The organism is Latilactobacillus sp. (genome assembly GCF_033176295.1).
Lineage (GTDB): Bacteria > Bacillota > Bacilli > Lactobacillales > Lactobacillaceae > Latilactobacillus > Latilactobacillus sakei.
Genome location: NZ_JAMQEX010000013.1, coordinates 38,766 through 58,959, shown reverse-complemented (window position 1 = coordinate 58,959; position 20,194 = coordinate 38,766). Strand labels below are relative to the sequence as shown.

General features: G+C 39.1%; 20 protein-coding genes. 18 read left to right on the top strand and 2 right to left on the bottom strand.

What is annotated here, in order from left to right:
* Positions 1–218: 218 nt before the first annotated feature.
* From NDN60_RS07410 to NDN60_RS07390, 5 genes are read left to right on the top strand one after another with little or no spacing between them, the layout of a single operon-like run.
* On the top strand, positions 219–470 hold the full coding sequence (locus tag NDN60_RS07410; protein WP_011373877.1) for a GlsB/YeaQ/YmgE family stress response membrane protein: 252 nt from the start codon (positions 219–221) through the stop codon (positions 468–470).
* Between the two features lie 18 nt (positions 471–488).
* Positions 489–1,046, top strand: a complete 558-nt coding sequence (amaP, locus tag NDN60_RS07405) for an alkaline shock response membrane anchor protein AmaP (protein ID WP_011373878.1) — start codon at positions 489–491, stop codon at positions 1,044–1,046.
* A gap of 10 nt (positions 1,047–1,056) precedes the next feature.
* On the top strand, positions 1,057–1,251 hold the full coding sequence (locus tag NDN60_RS07400; RefSeq protein WP_011373879.1) for a hypothetical protein: 195 nt from the start codon (positions 1,057–1,059) through the stop codon (positions 1,249–1,251).
* 15 nt (positions 1,252–1,266) lie between these two features.
* On the top strand, positions 1,267–1,695 hold the full coding sequence (locus NDN60_RS07395; protein WP_011373880.1) for an Asp23/Gls24 family envelope stress response protein: 429 nt from the start codon (positions 1,267–1,269) through the stop codon (positions 1,693–1,695).
* A gap of 26 nt (positions 1,696–1,721) precedes the next feature.
* Positions 1,722–2,183: an Asp23/Gls24 family envelope stress response protein gene (locus tag NDN60_RS07390; protein WP_099947194.1), complete on the top strand. Its 462-nt coding sequence runs from the start codon at positions 1,722–1,724 to the stop codon at positions 2,181–2,183.
* A gap of 47 nt (positions 2,184–2,230) precedes the next feature.
* Here NDN60_RS07390 and NDN60_RS07385 read toward each other — a convergent pair whose 3' ends face one another.
* Positions 2,231–3,670, bottom strand: a complete 1,440-nt coding sequence (locus tag NDN60_RS07385) for a catalase (RefSeq protein ID WP_076639056.1) — start codon at positions 3,668–3,670, stop codon at positions 2,231–2,233.
* A gap of 654 nt (positions 3,671–4,324) precedes the next feature.
* On the opposite strand from NDN60_RS07385, the gene NDN60_RS07380 reads away from it, so the two are divergent.
* The 6 genes from NDN60_RS07380 to NDN60_RS07355 all read left to right on the top strand — a co-directional run bounded on the left by NDN60_RS07380 (position 4,325) and on the right by NDN60_RS07355 (position 12,062).
* Positions 4,325–8,260 carry a WxL domain-containing protein gene (locus NDN60_RS07380; RefSeq protein ID WP_147658289.1) on the top strand — a complete coding sequence of 1,312 codons (3,936 nt, stop codon included), beginning with the start codon at positions 4,325–4,327 and terminating at the stop codon, positions 8,258–8,260.
* Positions 8,261–8,279: 19 nt separating this feature from the next.
* A complete protein-coding gene (locus NDN60_RS07375) occupies positions 8,280–9,308 on the top strand; it encodes a DUF916 and DUF3324 domain-containing protein (RefSeq protein WP_082267843.1) in 1,029 nt (342 codons plus the stop codon).
* 47 nt (positions 9,309–9,355) lie between these two features.
* Positions 9,356–10,333 carry a DUF916 and DUF3324 domain-containing protein gene (locus NDN60_RS07370; protein WP_172952579.1) on the top strand — a complete coding sequence of 326 codons (978 nt, stop codon included), beginning with the start codon at positions 9,356–9,358 and terminating at the stop codon, positions 10,331–10,333.
* A complete protein-coding gene (locus NDN60_RS07365; protein ID WP_155516322.1) occupies positions 10,326–10,481 on the top strand; it encodes a hypothetical protein in 156 nt (51 codons plus the stop codon). Before NDN60_RS07370 ends, NDN60_RS07365 begins: the two co-directional genes overlap by 8 nt.
* A 172-nt stretch (positions 10,482–10,653) precedes the next feature.
* Positions 10,654–11,535, top strand: a complete 882-nt coding sequence (locus tag NDN60_RS07360) for a WxL domain-containing protein (protein WP_099947597.1) — start codon at positions 10,654–10,656, stop codon at positions 11,533–11,535.
* A 110-nt stretch (positions 11,536–11,645) separates the two neighbouring features.
* Positions 11,646–12,062, top strand: a complete 417-nt coding sequence (locus NDN60_RS07355; protein ID WP_011373889.1) for a MarR family winged helix-turn-helix transcriptional regulator — start codon at positions 11,646–11,648, stop codon at positions 12,060–12,062.
* Positions 12,063–12,121: 59 nt separating this feature from the next.
* Here the strand turns inward: NDN60_RS07355 and NDN60_RS07350 are convergent, their stop codons facing one another.
* Entirely contained in the window at positions 12,122–13,528 is a 1,407-nt protein-coding gene (locus tag NDN60_RS07350) for a C69 family dipeptidase (RefSeq protein WP_099947598.1), read from the bottom strand.
* A gap of 216 nt (positions 13,529–13,744) precedes the next feature.
* On the opposite strand from NDN60_RS07350, the gene NDN60_RS07345 reads away from it, so the two are divergent.
* The 7 genes from NDN60_RS07345 to NDN60_RS07315 all read left to right on the top strand — a co-directional run bounded on the left by NDN60_RS07345 (position 13,745) and on the right by NDN60_RS07315 (position 20,190).
* A complete protein-coding gene (locus NDN60_RS07345; RefSeq protein ID WP_099947599.1) occupies positions 13,745–14,485 on the top strand; it encodes a metal ABC transporter ATP-binding protein in 741 nt (246 codons plus the stop codon).
* Entirely contained in the window at positions 14,482–15,342 is an 861-nt protein-coding gene (locus NDN60_RS07340; RefSeq protein WP_011373892.1) for a metal ABC transporter permease, read from the top strand. Before NDN60_RS07345 ends, NDN60_RS07340 begins: the two co-directional genes overlap by 4 nt.
* Positions 15,339–16,283, top strand: coding sequence for a metal ABC transporter solute-binding protein, Zn/Mn family (locus NDN60_RS07335; RefSeq protein ID WP_011373893.1), 945 nt, complete (start codon positions 15,339–15,341; stop codon positions 16,281–16,283). Before NDN60_RS07340 ends, NDN60_RS07335 begins: the two co-directional genes overlap by 4 nt.
* Positions 16,284–16,369: 86 nt before the next feature.
* Entirely contained in the window at positions 16,370–16,876 is a 507-nt protein-coding gene (locus tag NDN60_RS07330) for a cysteine hydrolase family protein (RefSeq protein WP_011373894.1), read from the top strand.
* 208 nt (positions 16,877–17,084) lie between these two features.
* On the top strand, positions 17,085–17,324 hold the full coding sequence (locus NDN60_RS07325; RefSeq protein WP_011373895.1) for a hypothetical protein: 240 nt from the start codon (positions 17,085–17,087) through the stop codon (positions 17,322–17,324).
* Between the two features lie 28 nt (positions 17,325–17,352).
* Positions 17,353–18,768 carry a glycoside-pentoside-hexuronide (GPH):cation symporter gene (locus NDN60_RS07320; protein ID WP_016264456.1) on the top strand — a complete coding sequence of 472 codons (1,416 nt, stop codon included), beginning with the start codon at positions 17,353–17,355 and terminating at the stop codon, positions 18,766–18,768.
* Positions 18,769–19,176: 408 nt separating this feature from the next.
* Positions 19,177–20,190: an LCP family protein gene (locus NDN60_RS07315; RefSeq protein WP_016264457.1), complete on the top strand. Its 1,014-nt coding sequence runs from the start codon at positions 19,177–19,179 to the stop codon at positions 20,188–20,190.
* The last annotated feature ends 4 nt before the right edge of the window (positions 20,191–20,194 follow it).

Genomic DNA, 20,194 nt, shown 5'->3' with positions numbered 1-20,194 from the left:
AGCACTTGAACTAATTAATCAACGACCATTAAAAATACATCATCAACAGACTGCCATTGAAAGATTCCGGGCTTGTTCGGATTAAACTTGTAATTTGCCTATTTATAAAATGAATAAGCGTATACTTTTACAAAACAATGTTGAACTTGTTACTCTTAGGTAGTACAAGTAGTCGATGGAATATCGATTATAATAAATAGTATGGAAGGATGATTATTATGTTACATTGGTTATGGGTTTTAATTATTGGGGCTTTAATTGGTATTATTGCGGGGGCTATTACAAGTCGTGATTTACCCGCTGGTTGGATTGGCAATATTGTAGGGGGCCTTGTCGGTGCCTGGTTAGGTCAATCATTATTTGGTAGTTGGGGACCCCAACTAGCAGGTATGGCGCTAGTACCTTCAATCTTAGGTGCCGTAATCATCGTATTCTTAGTATCAATGCTATTTTCACGTAAGAAATCCTAAAGTAAAGGAGCAGATACCATGAACAAATTGACAAAAACGGTAATCGGCTTAGCCAGTTTTCTGGGATTATGTCAGGTAGCATGGTTCATTTTGCTCGTTTATCCGCTAGGACTAGCAGATCAACAAGCCATTAACTTTAACTGGCTGTCAGAAGAGTGGATTAGCAATATAGGGCTGGGATTGGGCGTTATTAGTGGTCTGGTTTTTCTTTATTTATTATTACTAGCAATTTTTAGTTTGCCAAAGAAACGTCAGATGATTATTAAAACCAATCAAGGGGAATTAGCTTTATCGCGTAAAGCGGTTGAAAAAACAATTTCCCAGGCAATAATTGAAAAACACCGTTTGAAGGATGTTTATGTCCAGACCGTTTTTAAAGGTCGACAACCAAAGGTTAGTGCAGATATTCAAGCAAAAGTGCTTGATAATCGGGACATTGATCAGCAAGCCAGAGCGGTGAAGGAAACAGCACAACAGGCACTCAAAGAGGTCTTTGACATGCCAATTAAATCAGTAAATGTTAAGCTTGCGCCACTTGTTCATGATCAAGGTCGGACGCAAAGTAAAGTGATTTGAGGTGAAACAAATGAAACGTTCTTATTGGGGCTTTATTGCAGGCGCTGCATTAGCGGCAATATGGATTGGCTTTGGATTTGTGAGCCTAATTTTAATTTTGATTGCCGGTCTGATTGGCTACATTGCAGCAAGTTTAACGGGATCCAAAGATGATTTAGAAGGTTTTAGAGCACAAGTCAACCGCGTATTAAGACAAGATAAATAATGGAGGTGCAGCAAAATGGTAGAACAAGCACATTTAGATGACGTATTAGCAAACAGCAAGTTAACGTTCGAAGATGCTGTCATTGCAAAAATTGCTGGTAAAACAGCACAAAATATTGATGGGTTACTATCAATGAATGGCAACTTTTTCAGCGATATCGCTGATCGATTCAGAACTGATAGCGATCCTACCAAAGGCATCAGTGTTGAAGTCGGCGAAAAACAAGTGGCGATTGATATGACTATTATTTTGGAATATGGTCGCAACGCGCGCGACGTATTTGAACGCTTAACGTCGGCTGTCACCGAAGCTGTTGAATCAATGACGGGATTGAGTGTTGTTGAGGTCAATAGTCATGTTAGTGACGTTATGACTAAGAAAGAATGGCAACAACAAGGTAGCAACGCTAAAAAGAGCGATAACGACGACAAAAGAGTTCAATAAAAAATTAAGAAAAGGGGATTAAAATAATGGATAAGCCAAACAAACCAATGGATAAGATGATGGACAAACCTAATAAGGAAACACCAAATCATAACGCACAAATTGAAAAAGAATTAAACTTTTCAGACGGTGTGATTGAAAAAATTGCCGGTCAAACTGTTCATGATATCGATGGTGTCTTAGAATTATCAGGTGGTATGATGAGTCAATTAGCAGATCGTTTCAGAGATGAAGCAGATCCAACTAAAGGTGTTGATGCAGATATTGACGATCAAGAAGTGACAATCGAATTAGATGCCATTTTGGAATACGGTAAATCAGCCCCAGATATTTTTGAACAAACAACCGATCAAATTGCCAAGTCTGTGCATAAGATGACCGGTTTAAATGTTACAAAAATTAAAATGAATGTTTCTGACTTGTTGACTAAGAAAGAATGGGCAGCAAAACAAGAAGCAGGTAAAAAAGATAATAAAGATAACGAATAAAAAATAGGTGGTCCTCAATGGGACCACCTATTTTTTTGTGCTCGGCGTTATTCAAACTGTGCTAAATCTAAATTTAATGCGGTTGCGGCGCGTCGACCGTATTCTGGATCAGCTTGGTAAAATTGTTTAACTTCGCGAATTTGAATTTCTGGTTTAGTTACTTGACCAAGATTCATGCGAATATTTTCGATTAAACGGGTTTGTTCATCAGCGGATAGTAGCCGATAAAGTTTGCCAGCTGCTGAGTAATAATCGGGATCGGTAGAGAAGTTGCCAGTTGTACCAGAGAGTTGATCACTATGAATCTTAGCTGCTGGGACTTCAGTGGGTCCATCTTGACTATTTGGTTCGTAGTTAACGCCCGTTTCTTGGTTTTGGGCCATGACACCGTCACGTTCGTAATTATGAACAGGGACTTTTGGTCGGTTGATTGGCAGTTGTTCGTAGTTGGCACCAAGTCGGTAACGTTCCGCATCCTTATAACCAAATAGTCGACCTTGGAGTAATTTGTCCGGTGATGCTTCAATTCCAGGGACTAAGTTAGCTGGTGAGAAGGCCAATTCTTCGATATCTTCGAAGTTATTCGTTGGATTTTCATCGAGGACCATTTGACCGATTTCGATTAATGGATAATCCTTTTGTGAAATAACCTTGGTAACATCAAAAATATCTTGGGGATAATTCAAACCATCTTCATAAGGGACGAGTTGGACGGCGACAGTCCAACTGGGATAATCGCCCGTTTCAATTGCGTCGAATAAATCGTTTTGAAGGTAATCAGTATCCTTACCAGCGAGTTCATCGGCGAGTTCGTTGCTGAGATTATGAACGCCTTGGTTCGTTTTGAAATGATATTTAACCCAGAATTGTTCACCTTGTGCGTTGACCCATTTGAAGGTGTGGCTACCAAAGCCGTGCATCATTCGGTAACTGGCAGGAATCCCGCGGTCACTCATGAGAATCGTAACTTGATGGACAGATTCGGGTGAAAGGGACCAGAAATCCCATTGCATATCTTGGCTACGGGCATGTGTCCGAGGATCACGTTTTTGTGAATGAATGAAATCGGGGAATTTTAGTGGATCATTGACGAAGAAGACCGGCGTATTATTGCCAACAATATCGTAATTGCCTTCTTCCGTGTAGAATTTAACGGCGAAACCACGAACATCGCGGTATGTATCGGGATAGCCAGCTTCACCAGCGACTTGAGAAAAACGAGTGATAAGCGGTGTTTTTTTGCCGACGCCACTGAAGACAGCAGCTTTGGTGTAGGCGCTCATGTCTTTTGTGACCTTGAAATAACCTTTAGCGCCAGCACCTTTGGCGTGAACCACTCGTTCAGGAATGCGTTCGCGGTTAAAATGGGCGAGTTTTTCGAGTAATTGATAATCTTGGATTAAGACGGGACCGCGTTGGCCGGCAGTTTGTGAATGTTGATTGTCCGCCCATGGTTGCCCTTCGTTAGTCGTTAGTTGATTTGTCATAATATTTGACCTCCTAAGAATAGTTTAAAAACTAGGAACACACTAGAAAATAATTGTGCGCAACTTACCTAGTCACTATAGGACTTTCAACCGAGAATCGTCAAATGAAAGTGCTTGCTCAAAAAATACTAAAAAACGGTTAACTACAACTAATAATTTCTCAATAGAAATAAAAAAAATTCCTAGATTGTCTATATTAAGAATAATAATGCAATAATTAATTGATAAAGAACATTAGACAAGAATAAAAAAGGAGTGCCGAGTAGTTATCACTCGGCACTCCTTTTTTATTTTATTTAATCTAGCTTTGTAAATATTATTTACTAATAATACACACTCGGTTGAGTTATCAATTCATTTTGATTTATTTTCTAATATCAACCTCTTGAAGGATTTCTATAGGTTCGTGGCAGTAGAGTTTTAGCACTTTATCATACCAATAAGTTCATAACTCAGGAGTTATGACACTCTCTGTTGTGCCACCTAAAGGTGGTATTTATTGGTCTTTCGGTAGATAGTTAATATATTATTATTTATCTATCGAAAGTATAAACGCTGTTAATCAATACCGAATCATTGATTCGATTATATAAAATGACATGCAATCAATTTAGTTTCTTATCATCGTCAATGATTTCTCGGGAGGGGTAAAATGTGACTTTAAATAGACGAAATATAATGTTCAGTTTGGTGTTACTAGCAGTAATGGGTATACAACTAGTTGTTACTACCGGAACGATCCTTGCTGAAAATAGTATCAAAGTAGATTCAAATCTTGCGTTAACATCGGATCAGGAATTATCTAATGAAAAACAAATTGTAATTAGAGCGAGCGATCAGTCAAAAGCGCAACGTGATTTAGCGCTAACTATACCAGAGGGGGCCACATTTGATCGCACAACTAGTAATCAATTAAACAAAAAATCAGCGTATACGGCTACCCTTGATCAAAAAAATAATTCCAATCAAGTTATTTTAAAACAAACAGCACAAACAGCTGAAAATATTGAGAATGATTTGGTAAATAGACAAGCAACAACGTTCAAAAAAGAATACTTATTAGTTTTTAAACTAAAAGATACTGGTATATCCGCTAAACAACAGTTGAAAGTGACAACAATAATGAACGGCGTTCACTATGAATCTAAACCACTATTGCTGAAAGATATCGTTGGAACAGATGGTGTTCAACGACAAACTAGTTTGTCGAAGGAGGATACACCTCAAATAACCTTTAATCTAAATCAAACAGAATATATCGTTGGAGATACCATCCAGTTAAAAGTTGATCTTAATGCTAGTGAAATCAATGAGCCTCTCTATATTAATCTTGGCAATAAAGCAATACTAACGCCGATAAAAATATCTAGCGATAACGGGGGTATTAACTTTGAATCACAAAATAATCAGAATACAGGGAAGAACATTTTAAAGATTTCCAGCAACGAACCGATAAAGAAAGATTTTACGCTACTAGTAAAAGCGACAACAGTTGGGAAGGTCGATATTACGGCTTCTACCGAAACTGATCATTTAATTTCGAAGACAGCTACTGTTAAAGTGATTGATAACCCAACATCAAAAGCATTAGCAATTAATCCCAATACTTTTGATGACGGTATTCCTAATTGGGTTCAAAAGACAAAAACAGAGGTCGGAAGTAAGGCTTTTCAAGGAAGTACAAGTCGATTTCTTAATTATACCTTCGGTGGTGTGAATGGCGGAATTGACGCAGAAGCAGATTCAAAAATTTCTAGCTACAATATTCAGGGTAGCCAGATTAATATCTTTATTAAAGATAACAATAAAACAATCGGCGCTTTTTTTAAGGGAGAAGACACTAGTAGTAAAGCAGTAAGAACATCAACCGGTTTTGGGATTGTTTTCGAACCAAATGAAAGTAATGATGGACCTAAACAAGCTATCTTAGCTAACAAGTTAACAAATAAGGCATATTTTGTCGGGCACGACAGCGAGGGTAACCTTGTTAGCAAAATAATGGGGCAGTTTGAACGTAATGGGAAGACATTAATTGCTGAAATTCTATTGCGGCCTTCACTATCAGGTACTACTGCGGTTCAACAAGAGCTTTATTTGAAAAATGACACAACTCAATCCGTTTCTTATGGGACCTTTATTGGTCAAGATACAATGTTAAACGGTAATGATAAAGTACCGATGTCATCAATGGGCAATAACGCAGGATTATATATCACTCAAAATCCCTATAAATTGGCCATCAATATGAAGGTTCCTGATGGACCAATTAATTATGCGGCACAAACTTGGACTAGGAGAAATCCTTGGTTTGATGGGTTCACACCACGTAATTTTTCTGGAACGGGCTTGGAACAAAAGAATTTAGAAGAGGGTTACACAGTTTTAAAAAATTCCGATACTTCATATACAGCCAAGTGGCCGTTTGCTACCTTGGCCCCTGGTGAATCACAACATTATCGTCAAGATATAGGGATTACTAAAGCCCCTGACGTTGCACCAGAAGCTTATAAAGAATATCAAAATGAAACTAGTACTGATGGGAGTAATAGACCAGGCGATAATATAAAGTTTACATTACGTGCTCATAATTTGGGATTGGATTCTTCTTGGAGTGATGTTTCGTTTAGTGATATTATTCCGTCCGAATTTCAAATTAATACAAATTCAATAAGGTTAATAAATCAAAGCGGTCAAGAAATAACCATTTCACCGTCAGCTTACAATGAAGTAACTCGAGAGTTGAAAGTTACGGTTCCTAACAGTGTTAAAGATAACCAGTGGGTTAGTGTCACATTTGAAGCGAAGGCTTTAACTACAGCTTCTGGGCGAACTGTTCGTAACACTGTCAATGTTGTTGGTATAGACAGTAATGTTAATCAACAAGAACGTTCAGCAAGTGCGATAGTCGATGTACCGTTTATCAAAGTACAATTACCAGAATTAACGAAAAAAGTAAAAAATATTTCTAGATTAGATGCGAAGTATGCTACTGAAACAGAAGCAAGTATTGGCGATGAAATTGGTTATAAATTAGTTTTCACTAACACTAATTCTGAGGAAGTACCGGAGGCCATTATTGAAGATCCGCTCGATTCTGATCTAGATGAACCAAGCGCTGTTCATGTTAGTTATAAAGATTCAAACGGGAGTGAGGTGAGAAGCGAAGACTTAACCTTTACTGGTAATCAATTAATTTTAAAAGCTATCCCAGCGGATGGAAGTGTGGTGTTAACTTTTGAGACTATTCTCAAAGACACTAAAAAGACCGTTATTAATAATATAGCTATGGTTGCTGATGTTAAATCAAATGTCGCTAAAGTCAATGTTATCAAAAAAACACCACCAACCCTAATTAAGGAAGTTAAAAATATAACGAAGTCCGACGCAGATTATATGACAGAAACAACGGCTGAAGTTGACGATGAGATTGAATATCGGATACAAATTGTTAACACTGCCTCAGGCGATATTAAACCGGGTGCAATATTAAAGGATGTTTTTGATGCTGACTTAGGTGATATTCAACAAGTTAGAATTGATTATTTGGACAAAGATGAAAAAATTATTGCGAAGCAAACAACTGATTGGACTGATAACCAGGTTATCTTGGATCATGGTATTCCGATTGCGGGTCAAGGTATGGCGATTGCTTATGTCAAAGCCAAAGTAAAAGAGACTAATAAATCAGTGATTAATAATAGTGTTAGTCTGGACACCGATTTTGGAGCTGGGGCTTCTGAAAAAGCCAAATTAAATATTAAACAGTCTAAAGGCCGGATTGTTGTTCGCTATCGGGACCGAAAAGATGAAAGCCACAAGTTGGCCGAAGATGAGACCTTTGATGGCAAAATTGGGAACACTAGACTAGTGCAACCCAAAGTTATTCCAGAAACAGACGGCAATTGGACCGTGGTTGATTCTTCTAATATGGTAGATCCAGATTGGGGCTCAACCACGAAACCTGATTGGACATTGGCTCATGATTATACTGTCACTTACGCCAAAGATGAACAAGTCATTACTTATCGATATGAAGAATCCCACATTGGCATTATTGCCGATAAACGCTGGGATTTTGGTAAACATGATACGACTGGCACTGACCGAAACTATTATCTAAAAGCTAAAACTAAAGACAATCAAAAACAGCCATACGCCGTCAGCGTTGAGGATTACTACACCTCTAAGGGTTGGACTTTAAATGTTAAACAAGATGATCAGTTCCATACCAATGCTAATGAAAAGATTGCTGGAGATCAAAAATTCTTAGATAATGCCGTCTTAAATTTCCATAATGGGCAGATTGTCTTAAAAGAAAGTGATGACGTAGGGGCAACCGCCCCAGTTTCTAAGGTAACTTCTGAGTTTGAGTTAACACCAAAAGGCGCGGCAGTTAATTTAATGACGCACACCAATAAGACACCTGATCCTGGTTATTATGTCGCACATGGCTTTGGGATTTGGGCTTATCAATTTGGGGATGCCCAACAGGCTGATTACAGCATTGGTTTGAAAGTGCCTAAAGCAACAAAACGATTCCCAAGACAATATACAAGCCAATTAACTTGGTCATTAGTAATCGCAGAATAATAAAACGAGGTGCGTACGATTGAAATTTGTTAGACGTTTAATGGCATTGAGCTTGGCGTTTGTGGGCTTGATGCTCTGTCAAATGACACAGGTCCAAGCTGCTGCTCAAACCCAAAAAGCGGACTTTGAAGTGCAGCCTATCTTGCCGGATGAACAAGAGGATTTAAGTTTAAATTACTTCAACATGAGTTTGGCGCAAGGTCAAACTAAAAAAATTGAAATGCGGATTCAGAATTTTACGGATCACGCAATTACGGTTCATTCCGACTTGAGAAATTCGATGACCCAAGTTGGTGGTGGCGTTAGTTTTCAAGCTAACACTAAAGGGTTAGATCCAAGCTTGAAAGTACCGTTCACTAAAATTGCTAAATTAGATAAAAAGAGCGAGACCATTAAATTGGCAGCTCAAGAGACTAAAATTCTTAAAATGACGGTCAAAATGCCGGAAGATCGAACAAACGGCATGATTTATGGGGATTGGCATTTTATCGAATATCTTCATAAAAAAGGTGGCCAATCATCAGTTGGTAGTAACTATGCCTATTCAGTGGGCGTTGCACTGAAAGGCCAACACTACAAAGTTTACCCTGAATTGAAATATGACAAAACAGAAGCCATGATTTATCGGCGTCATGCTGCAATGGGGATTAAGATCCGTAATACGCAACCAATGGTTATTAATAAGGTTAGCGCCAAGGCAGTTGTTTCTAAAGAAGGGCTCTTTTCTTCCAAACATGTTTATACGACTAGCAATCAATCTGTAGCCCCTAACTCAGTGTTAACCCTACCGATTTCGTGGGATTACGAACAGTTGAAACCAGGGAAATACACGATTGATACGGTTGTCCATGGTCAGAATCTCTGGAACAAGTTGCCATTGACTTGGCGCTTCAAAAAGAGTTTCACGATTAAGGCCGATGATGTCAAAACCGTTAATGCACAAGCGCTTAAAAAGCCAAAGAATAAGTGGGCTTATGTGGCAACTGCCAGTGGGGTCTTAATGCTAGTGTCAATAACCGGTTTGATTAAAGTATTGAGACGCTCATGAAAAAACGATGCTTAATAATCACCATAATGCTCGCTTTTTGGGGATTAATGCGACAGGCAACACCGCAACTAGTGACGGCAGCAACTGCTGATGCTAAACAGAAAGTGACATTTATGATTTATCCAGAAATACCAAAGGATAATCTTGGGGGGAATAAACTCGGCTACTTCAATCTTAAATTAAAACCAAATACTGAGAAGACTTTAAAAATTAAGGTCTTTAACCCAACGAATAAGCCAATTAAGGTTAAAGTCAGCGCCAAAGATGCGCAGACTGCAGACGATGGTCGAATTGATTACTTATCGGATGATCCGGTTTCTAAACAACTTTTGCCAGAGCCGGGGAGTCAATATGTCCATTTTAAACTACAAGTAGTCGTTCCCGCTAATACCCAAAAATGGGTGAATGTAAATGTTAAGATGCCGGACACTGCTTTTAAAGGCAAAAAGGCGTTCGCGATTAACTTAGCGGCAATGGGGCCAACAGGTGGCAGTATCAGCAACCGCTACGTATATGCAGTTGGCGTTACTTTAAATGGGATAAAGTTACCACGCAAAGAATTACATCATTTACAAATGCCTACGATGCAGACGGGATTTGTTGATAAAAAAGCAGCCTTACAGTTTAAAGTGAATAATCCCGATCCGATTTTTCTCAAAAAGGGTCAATTATCAACCAAGTTAACCAATCAGAAGTTAGGCTTTTTCAATTACAAGCTGGATTTGAAAAAAATGCATATCGCACCGAATTCGAGTTTCAACGCCAACTTGTTGTTAGGCGGGAAGCGTTTGGTACCAGGTCGTTACACGATGATTGCTGATTTCAAGAGTGATCAGTATCAACGGGAAATTAAGAAAACTGTTCAAATTACTAAAACGGATGCGCGCTACATTAATGATCATAATGTGGCCTATCAGAAAAAACGACAATTAACCATCATTGTCATTAGCGTGTGTGTCGTGTTAGGAGTTATCTTAATTTATTATATTCGGAAACATGGAAGTAGGGAGTCAAAGAATGATTAATAAATTAATCGATAAGTATCACTATTCAACCGTTAAATATACGTTCATTGCACTAACCACACTGACGACCATCTTATTTCTGGTGAGTCTAGCCTTCGCAATTGTGAGTTATATCAATTTTAATACGTATACCACACTAACAATGTAAGGCAGTACTGGCTGCGCTGATCGTTAGTTTTGGATTATCAGCCATAAAAATTCCGTCAAACCAACTGAATGGTTGACAGATGTACCCATCCAAACTTGTTATAACGGCACCATAGGTGTGTTATATAAAAAACGTGCACAAAGCACAAATTAAACCTAGGGAGGAATTTCAAATGAAATTCACAAAATTGACAAGTGCAGCTTTAACAGCCGGCACAATCTTAAGCATTCTTGCACCAACAGCAACATTCGCTGCCACAGTAGAACACGATGCCAACGCTAATGGTGGTACAGAATTACCAATGTCTGTTAATACAGAAGTTGGGATCTCATTTGGTGATAACTCTGATAATGGGAATACTGGCTACTTACGTTTACAAATGGTACCGCACGTATTAGATTTTGGTAACCATACAGAATTCTTATCACAATACCCAACATTTGATGCTACTGGTCATAACGTAAGTATCGATAGCAATGATCGTCATGCGTCATACAAGAACACGGATACAAATATGACAGCTGTTTTAAATACAAACGATGCTAAATTAGCAGATGTTAAGGGCAAAGCCTGGGCGACAGTTGTTGATAAGCAAATCACACGTGAAAATAACGATACCGGCGATGATGCTAAAACAACAAAACAAAGTGGTACATGGCAATTAAAAGTTAAATCAGATGATGTTTTAACAGCAACTAATAATGGTGAAACAATCAATAACGCTAACTTATTGCTCAAAAACACTGCTTATGGTCAGACAGCAGACGTCTTCACATTGACAAATGAAGCGCAAGATAGTGATTTCCAAGCTGATCCAACAATTGATGACAAAGATGTTTCAACAATTGCTAAGAACGTTTCATTATCATTAGACGGTAAAGGTCAAGAAGTTGAAGTTGCTAATGCTGCTGATTCTGAAGGCCAAGGCGCTAACGTCTTTGGTTGGGATCGTTCAGACATCAACTTAACATTGCCAAAAGATTCAAAAGTTGGTAATGATATCTATACAGCTCATTTAACATGGACATTATATACAGGTGTTCAAGCTTCATAATATCGTTTGTATACAAAAAGGATTCTGGTTATCCAGAATCCTTTTTTAGCAGAATAGGTTAACATGACTAAATATAACAATAGGTTAAGATGAATGTGAGGTGAACATACGTGAGTAAGAATACATTAGCATTTTACGAAGCAGTTCAAATGCTAGATAATACAAGAAGAGCGCTCAATGAACCCTGTGAGGCATATCATATTTCATTTGAACAGTTTGTTTTGATGAAACGAATTGCTGCAGCGGGAGGTGTCAGGCCAACAATATTGAGTGAAGACCTGCATATCTCAAGAGCAGCGGTTAGTCGAAAATTAACGCAACTTTATTATAGTGATTACTTAGCTAAAGAACGCAGTGGTGTTAACGAAGATCAGCGCGTCGTTATAATTTCATTGACGCCAACTGGAGAAGAGGTCGTTAAGAAGATAGATAAATTCTATAAATCTAAGTTGACAACACTTATTGATCCAATAGAAGAAATACAGGCAACTGCAAAAATTTTTGAAACGTTGAGTCAGATAGATTAAGAAAATAAAAAAATGAGCTTCAGACAGTAATTTGTCTGAAGCTCATTTTTATTTAACAATTAGTCATTCAAGTTATAACGTAATTTCATGTGTTCTGAGCCTGAAATCACCATTTCGCCTAATAGTTTTGTTTGGCGTTGGAGTGATTCTATTGCTAGTTTGTTATTGGCTTCTTCCAAGAAGGCAACGGCATCTTTTTGACCGTCAAAGGCTTTGTCAGTTGCGTTTTGGATTTCGTGATAAGCGCTCATTGCTTCTAATTCGAAGGTATTGCGCATATCAACGTAGAAGTCATAGTCTGTATCGCCAAGTAAGGCTGTTGTACAGCTCAACCAGTACATATTGTTAAGGTCGAATGTTCCTGTCGCATTCTTGTATGATTCAGGTGTGTCATTAACGTTGGCGTAAAATGGCACAACTGTATTGAAGGTATTAGCACCGTAAGCTAACCAGTGAATACCAGCGATTTCAGCAGGGACGTTGTTACGAACTTGTAAAATGTGCACATTGTGGTTCCGGTTAATCCCGATAGGACGGAAGCGTGTTTTAACGTCTTCTGGTGCGCTACCGTAAGGATCGTATTCCGTATTTTCAAAGTGGGCGCTCAAGACAAACTTAACGTCTTCGATTGAAATTTTACGGTTGGCATGGCAGATGAATGGTAAATCATGGTCCATTGGATCTTGTTTAATTTCGGGGTTGAAATATTGTTGACCATACCAAGTACGAGGGTTGTTATAAACGGTATCTTTGATGGTTGCACTACCAAAAATGTGACGGAGGTTGTAACCTTCAAAGTCTGGGTTTAAGTGATTATCATCAATTAACGCTTTTAAATCAGCTGAACAAAGTGTGTTGTCTGAGCCAAAGACAAAGTGATTGATGTTCATGCGGTTAGGGGCAACCACGTAAGCATCATCAGGGATGCGAACAGCAGCCCAGTGATGACCACCGATTGTTTCCAGCCACCAAACACTGTCTTGATCAGAAAAAGCAATCCCGTTTGGTTCGTACGTGCCGAATTCTTCGAGAAGCGCGCCTAAACGTTCAACCCCTTCTTGAGCACTGTGGATGTAAGGTAAGACTAAAGTAACGATATCTTCTTCACCGATACCACCGGCAACGAGTGGGTCTAATCCTTGAATACGAGGGTTAGTGGTAATTGTTTCGGTTGCTGACATTGTGACGTTTTCGCTGTTAATCCCAGCAGCTGGCCAGATGCCGTTTGTGAGTAGTGAGTTAGGAATTGATGTATAACGCATTGGGTTATCAGGTAATTTGATTTGCACACCACTGATTACGGCTTGGTAATCGCGTGGTTGGTCTTCTGGATTGACGACAACAAAACGTTGAGGATCTAGCGCTTCGTGACCATCATCATTTCTAGAAATCATTGTTGAACCGTCGATTGAAGCTTTCTTGCCGACTAAGACTGTCGTACATGAACCCTTAATTGGTTTTTTCATTATTAAAACACTCCTTATCGATTTGTTAGTACTAGTATAGCGCTTTTGGAGGGGAAAGTGTGGGATTTAGAGTGAATTCATGTGAAAAAATTATTAATTAAATCAAATGTTATCTTTAATATTTTTAGACTAGGCTAAAATATTTGTTAATTGCGTTAAAATCAGTTATGCTGATAGATGTAAAGTTAGGTATACCTAAAAGAATGGAGGCTCTTTATGTTAACAGTTAAGAACCTCACCGTGGCTTACGATGACACACCAGTATTTACTGATGTTGCCGTTCACTTTGACGCAGGCAAAATCACTGGCATCATTGGACCAAACGGTGCAGGCAAATCAACACTCATTAAAGCAATATTAGGGTTGGTTAAAGCACAGCAAGGCTCAGTTTTATATCAAGGAAAATCAATGCGGGCTGTCCAAAAACAAGTTGCATACGTTGAACAGCGAAAAGATTTGGATTTAAATTTTCCAATCAGCGTTTTTGATGTTGTATTAACAGGCACGTATGGCAAGTTAGGTTTGTTTCGCGATCCAGGCAAGCAGGCAATAGCGGCCAGTCGAGCAGCACTAGAACAGGTGGCCCTCGCTGATTTTAAACGTCGCCAAATTGGCCAGTTATCAGGGGGCCAATTGCAACGGGTTTTCGTGGCCCGCGCAATTGTACAAGAAGCGGAGATCATTATTTTAGATGAACCTTTTGTCGGCATTGATTTACAAAGTGAGACGGCAATCATGGCCATTATGAAACAGTGGCGGGATGCAGGGAAGACGATTATTGTTATTCATCATGATTTGAATAAGGTGTCACAGTATTTTGACGATTTAGTGGTTATGAATCACGGTATCGTAGATTATGGTCCGACTGATCAAGTGTATAATGCCCAGAATATTGAGCGCGCATTTAGTGCCGACTTATCGGCCGTCTTGTTTGAAAAACAGGAGGTAGACCAATGACCAGTATTTCAGCATTTATGGGCGCATTAGGGCGCTACGAATTTTTACAAAGTGCATTATTAACCGCCATTATGGTTGGGATTATGTCGGGGGTTATCGGAAGTTTCATTATTTTGAGAGGGATGTCCTTGATGGGCGATGCGATTTCGCATGCCGTGTTACCTGGCGTGGCCGTTGCCTATATGTTAGGGATCAACGTGCTGGTTGGCGCATCCGTATTCGGCATTCTAGCGGTGGTCTTGATTGGTTTTGTCGCGACCCACAGTAAGATTAAGACGGATACTTCGATTGGGGTCGTCTTCAGTGCGTTTTACGCATTGGGCTTTATCCTGATTTCGATGGCAGAAAGTGCAACGAATCTCCATCATATTTTATTCGGTAATATTTTAGCAGTGAGTGATCAGGATATTATGACAACTGCGATTGTGTTAGGGATTGTCATCTTATTTGTTTCTTTCTTCTATAAGGAATTATTGATTACCTCGTTTGATGAAACCTACGCCAGAACTTACGGCCTCAAAACGCAGGTCTTACATTATGGTTTGATGCTGGTTTTAACGTTAGTAACGGTTTCAGCGTTACAAACGGTCGGGATTATTCTGGTAGTGGCGATGCTAATTACACCTGCTGCGACGGCCTTCTTATGGACTAATAAACTCGTGACAATGCTCTTTTTATCAGCTAGCATAGGGGCCGTTGCGGCGATTAGTGGGCTGTATTTCAGTTATACCTTCAATTGGGCGTCTGGCCCGGCAATTGTCTTAATGGCTGCGGTTTTATTCGCAGTTTCGTTTATCTGCGCGCCTAAACAAGGCTTTTTGAAATGGCGTTCAGCTAAGGGAGGGCAACAACGATGAAAAAAATACTCATTACTTTATTAACCGTCGCTGGCATTATTGGTGGTGTGTACGGTTTTATTCACCAACGGGCACAAGCTAAAATACAAGCTAATAGTCAGCACACCAAATTACGAGTTGTGACCACCAATTCAATTTTAGAAGATATGGTCGCCAATGTTGGCCAGGATCGAATCGAATTGTACAGTATCGTTAAACGAGGGACCGATCCCCATGAATATGAACCCCAACCAACTGATATCTCCAAGGCAACCGATGCCGATGTGTTATTTCATAATGGTTTAAACCTTGAAACGGGTGGTAATGGTTGGTTTAAAAAGTTAGTGTCAATCGCACATAAAAAGTTTGGGGAAGACGTTTTTGCGACGACTAAAGGGATCAAGGTCCAACATCTAACGACCAATAAGGACGAACCAGATCCACACGCGTGGTTGGATTTGGCCAATGGCATGCAGTATGTTGAAAATATAACGGTTGCCTTGCAAGCTAAGGATCCTAAAAATGCTGATTATTACCGCCAAAATGCGGATCAGTATATTGCGCGCTTAGAAAAATTACATGCAAAGGCCCAGACGCAATTTGCTGATATTCCAGAAAAGCGGCGCGTGTTGGTGACTTCTGAAGGTGCTTTTAAATACTTCGGAGCAGCTTATGACGTGACCCCAACTTATATCTGGGAAATCAATACGGAATCGCAAGGGACACCAACCCAAATGAAATCGGTCCTTGCCAAAATTGCGGCAACAGATGTTCAGAGTTTGTTTGTGGAAACATCGGTATCACCGAAATCTATGGCTAAAGTTGCCCAAGAAACGGGACTGCCAATTTATGCAAAAATCTTTACGGATTCCTTGGCGCAAAAAGGAAAACCGGGCGATACCTATTACACAATGATGAAATGGAATATCGATAAGATCCATGCCGGGATGAGCCATCAGTAGAACCACTAGCTTATGATACGATTCACCTAAAATTTAGTGGTATAAAATGGTATCCTTTTTAAAAAGAGTATTGGGTGGGATTATGGATGGTGGATTTGGCAGATTGTTTATTAGTGATTGATTTACAAAATGGGGTTTGCAAAGGTAAACAACCGGTTGCTAACTTTAAACAATTGATTGAACAGGTGAATGCTAGAATTGAAATTTATAAAGCGAATAAGCGACCAATAATTTTTGTCCAGCATAATGATACAACCTTATTAGCACCACAATACGCTTGGCAACTAGTGCCAGAATTATCCGTGCCAGCTGATGCGCAATTTGTGCAAAAGACTCATGCTAATTCATTCTGGCAAACCAATATGCAGGTTTTATTAGAACAAAAGCAAATCCATTCACTAGAAATTTGTGGTGCGCAAACTGAGTATTGCGTTGATACAACAGTCAAGGTAGCCCACAGTCTGGGTTATCAATTACAAATGGTTTCAGGACTTTCGACGACCGTTGCTAATTCATTGATGACAGCAACACAAACAATCGCCTTCTATGAAGATATTTGGGCGGATCGATTTTTAACCTTAATTGAAGGCTAATAAAAAGGGTTTCTCTTTCGAGAAACCCTTTTTATTTTGGCAAGGTACTAAATTTAAACAAACTAATGAAATTATCATTAACCGTTTACATTTTAGTAAAAGTTTAGTAAAATGAATTTGTTAGCTGAAGAATGCGTTTACACCGCGATTAGAGATCACGCTTAAACGGTTTCCGGCTAAAAATCTATTTTAGAAAGAGGCTATTAGAATGAATGATAATAAATTAACCATCGATGCAGATCAATTTGCAGCAGCCATTATCGCCGGAAATCCGAAGCAAACAAACGAAGACAACAAGGTTTATATTAAACGTCAATTGACGTTATATCTTGAATCCGTTTTATTAGCAAACGATTTTAATTCATTAGAAGAAAACCAGTTTGGCACAGCCAAGGAAAAGCAACGCCAAGCTATTTTAGAAAAAATTATTGAACACCGGTATCACTAGTTTTAAATCAAATGAAAGGAATTGAACAATGAAAAAACTAAAAGATATCAAACAATATAGTTCATATGCATTCGGGGCATTTGGCCACGATGCTTTCTATGCAACACTTAGCACTTATTTTATGATTTTTGTTACTAGCCAATTATTCGATACAAAAAATGCCGCTTTTAATGCAAAAATGATCGGTTATGTCACTTCCATGATGGTTGTCATCCGGATTGTTGAAATCGCCTTTGATCCACTTATCGGTGGGGTAGTTGATAATACCCGGACTCGTTGGGGGAAATTTAAACCTTGGTTACTAATTGGTTCATTGATTAGTTCTGTTGGTTTAGTCATGATCTTCACGAACTTCGGTGGCTTAGCAACAAACAGCCCTTATTTATACTTAGTTCTTTTTGCGATCGTTTTCGTTATCTTGGATATCTTCTATTCATTTAAAGATATTGCATTTTGGTCAATGTTACCTGCTTTAACCGTTGATTCAGAAAAACGGACGAAGTTTGGGGCCATTGCTCGTTTTGGTTCAACGTTAGGGGCCCAAGGGGTAATCATCGTTATTGTGCCAATCGTCGTCTTCTTCTCACAAATGTTTTCAGGGACGCATGGTAGCGAACAAACTAGCGCTGGTTGGTTAGGGTTTGCCGTTGTCATCGGTGTTGTTTCATTCTTAGGCGCTTTAGCAACGATTATCGGTACTAAAGAAGAAAAGAGTGCTATCCGTGAAAATACTGAAAAGATTCGTTTCCGCGATGTCTTCAAAGTAATCGGTAAAAATGATCAATTAATGTGGTTATCATTATCATATTTCTTATTTGCTTTTAGTTACGTTATCACAAACTCACTTTTAATTTACTACTTCAAATACGTCATGGGTCGTGCTGCAGCCTTCTCAACAGTTGGTGTGATTACCGCTATCTTAGGGGTTATCTCAGTTGCCTTATTCCCAACGTTAGTATCATTGATTCACCGTCGTGCCATCTATCTTGGCGGGATTGCCATGATGATGCTCGGCTACATTCTCTTCTTATTTGCTGGTAGCAACTTAGTTGTTGTCTTAATCGCTGTTGGGTTATTCTTCTTCCCATACCCACTTGTTTTCTTAGCCGCTTTAATGACAATTACTGATAGTGTTGAATACGGTCAATTGAAGAGTGGGACACGTAACGAATCTGTTACGTTAGCCGTTCGCCCATTATTGGATAAATTAGCTGGTGCCTTTGCCAACGGTGTTGTTGGGATTGCCGCAATTCACGCAGGCATGACAGGTAACGCTAAACCAAGCGATATTACAAATGGTGGTTTATTACAATTCAAGACATACATGTTCTTCGTACCAATGGCTTTATTAATTGTTTCTGCTTTGATCTTCATGGCAAAAATTAAATTAACAGAAGCAAAACACGCAGAAATTGTCAGCGAATTGGAAAAGAAATTAGATTAAAAAAGAGTGTGTTATAAGACGATAATGGTCTGAGGATTAGCATAGATTGGTGAATGAGCGCTGAAAGCGATTGTTCACCAATTGTCGCTAAACGCAGGGCCATGTCTTATAAAAGCATGTTAAAAAAAGAGTGCGTTCAAAGCGGTTTGATGCTGAGCATTAGCTGAGTGTTGTGAATAACCAGCATGGCTGGTTGTTTGCAATACGGTGCTAAGCGCAAGAAGCTAGTGTTAAAAGCACGTTTAAACAAACAAAAAAGTTCCCATCCTTAATCAGGTGGGAACTTTTTTGGATTCTAAAATAATAAAAAAACCTAAAAAGTATTAAGTTGGCTTAATAAAGCGACCATCTTTAGCGATTTTTAATATACTCGAATAGGAGATTAGTAAACAGATAGGAGTCGTTATTTTGAAGAAGTTAAAGATTGTACTAGGGGTTATCGGGGTTATTTTAGTAATTGGTGGGGGTTTTTACAAAATAAAAGAAAACCAAGCAATTCGTGCGATTAAAACCCAAAACAAACAGGTTTCCAATCGGATTAATCAGGATAAACCTATCTCATTTTTATTATTAGGGGCTGATACGGGGTCTGATGGGCGTGTCGATCGCGGTCTGTCGGATTCGATGATGGTGGTTACGTTAAATCCTAAAACTAAGAAAACCTTGGTTTATTCAATTCCGCGGGATTCGCTCGCCGAAATGGTTGGCAGCAAGACTAAGAATGTTCAAAAAATTAACGCGGCCTATGAACTAGGGCAAGCGAAGATGGCTAAAAAAACCGTCAGTGAATTTATCGGTGTGCCAATCGATTATTCGGTCACGATTGATATGGGCGCGCTCAAAGAACTGGTTGATTTCGTCGATGGCGTTGATGTTAAAACAAATATCGATGTGAGTTTCGATGGGCAGACAATCAAAAAGGGCCGCCACCATTTAAATGGCAAGCAGGCCCTAGTTTATACACGGATGAGATACCAAGATCCCCGTGGTGATTATGGTCGTCAGTTGCGCCAACAAGAAGTCTTGCGCGGGGTCGCTGATAAGATTCAAAAGCCCCAATACTTGGTCCATTTATCAGGTTTAATGACAAAATTAGGCAAGCACATCAGTACTGATTTAACGGCTGATCAAACAAAAACGTTAATCGAAAATTACCATCAATGTGGGACCGACATTACGAGTGGTCAAATCATCGGGAAAGAAGCCTGGATTAACGGGAGTTCTTATCAAGTGATTGCGACCGATAAATTGCAAGCAACGTCTAACAAACTTCGTGAGAGTCTCGGGTTACAAACCAAAACGTTAAGTAACACAGAGACTGAATTGAATCAATTAAACACGGCGTTCTTTAAAGACAATACTAATAAGACGTTTAATACTGATGGCTTAAATACGACTTATTATTCAGATAATACGTATTAGTTAA

What these genes read in the sequence shown, in the direction of transcription:
- NDN60_RS07325 (WP_011373895.1), top strand. Translation starts at nt 17,085, where the DNA reads ATGAATGATAATAAATTAACCATCGATGCAGATCAATTTGCAGCAGCC.
- NDN60_RS07385 (WP_076639056.1), bottom strand. Translation starts at nt 3,670, where the DNA reads ATGACAAATCAACTAACGACTAACGAAGGGCAACCATGGGCGGACAAT.
- NDN60_RS07410 (WP_011373877.1), top strand. Translation starts at nt 219, where the DNA reads ATGTTACATTGGTTATGGGTTTTAATTATTGGGGCTTTAATTGGTATT.
- NDN60_RS07360 (WP_099947597.1), top strand. Translation starts at nt 10,654, where the DNA reads ATGAAATTCACAAAATTGACAAGTGCAGCTTTAACAGCCGGCACAATC.
- NDN60_RS07350 (WP_099947598.1), bottom strand. Translation starts at nt 13,528, where the DNA reads ATGAAAAAACCAATTAAGGGTTCATGTACGACAGTCTTAGTCGGCAAG.
- NDN60_RS07335 (WP_011373893.1), top strand. Translation starts at nt 15,339, where the DNA reads ATGAAAAAAATACTCATTACTTTATTAACCGTCGCTGGCATTATTGGT.
- NDN60_RS07340 (WP_011373892.1), top strand. Translation starts at nt 14,482, where the DNA reads ATGACCAGTATTTCAGCATTTATGGGCGCATTAGGGCGCTACGAATTT.
- NDN60_RS07395 (WP_011373880.1), top strand. Translation starts at nt 1,267, where the DNA reads ATGGTAGAACAAGCACATTTAGATGACGTATTAGCAAACAGCAAGTTA.
- NDN60_RS07400 (WP_011373879.1), top strand. Translation starts at nt 1,057, where the DNA reads ATGAAACGTTCTTATTGGGGCTTTATTGCAGGCGCTGCATTAGCGGCA.
- NDN60_RS07390 (WP_099947194.1), top strand. Translation starts at nt 1,722, where the DNA reads ATGGATAAGCCAAACAAACCAATGGATAAGATGATGGACAAACCTAAT.
- NDN60_RS07320 (WP_016264456.1), top strand. Translation starts at nt 17,353, where the DNA reads ATGAAAAAACTAAAAGATATCAAACAATATAGTTCATATGCATTCGGG.
- amaP (WP_011373878.1), top strand. Translation starts at nt 489, where the DNA reads ATGAACAAATTGACAAAAACGGTAATCGGCTTAGCCAGTTTTCTGGGA.
- NDN60_RS07365 (WP_155516322.1), top strand. Translation starts at nt 10,326, where the DNA reads ATGATTAATAAATTAATCGATAAGTATCACTATTCAACCGTTAAATAT.
- NDN60_RS07330 (WP_011373894.1), top strand. Translation starts at nt 16,370, where the DNA reads ATGGTGGATTTGGCAGATTGTTTATTAGTGATTGATTTACAAAATGGG.
- NDN60_RS07370 (WP_172952579.1), top strand. Translation starts at nt 9,356, where the DNA reads ATGCGACAGGCAACACCGCAACTAGTGACGGCAGCAACTGCTGATGCT.
- NDN60_RS07345 (WP_099947599.1), top strand. Translation starts at nt 13,745, where the DNA reads ATGTTAACAGTTAAGAACCTCACCGTGGCTTACGATGACACACCAGTA.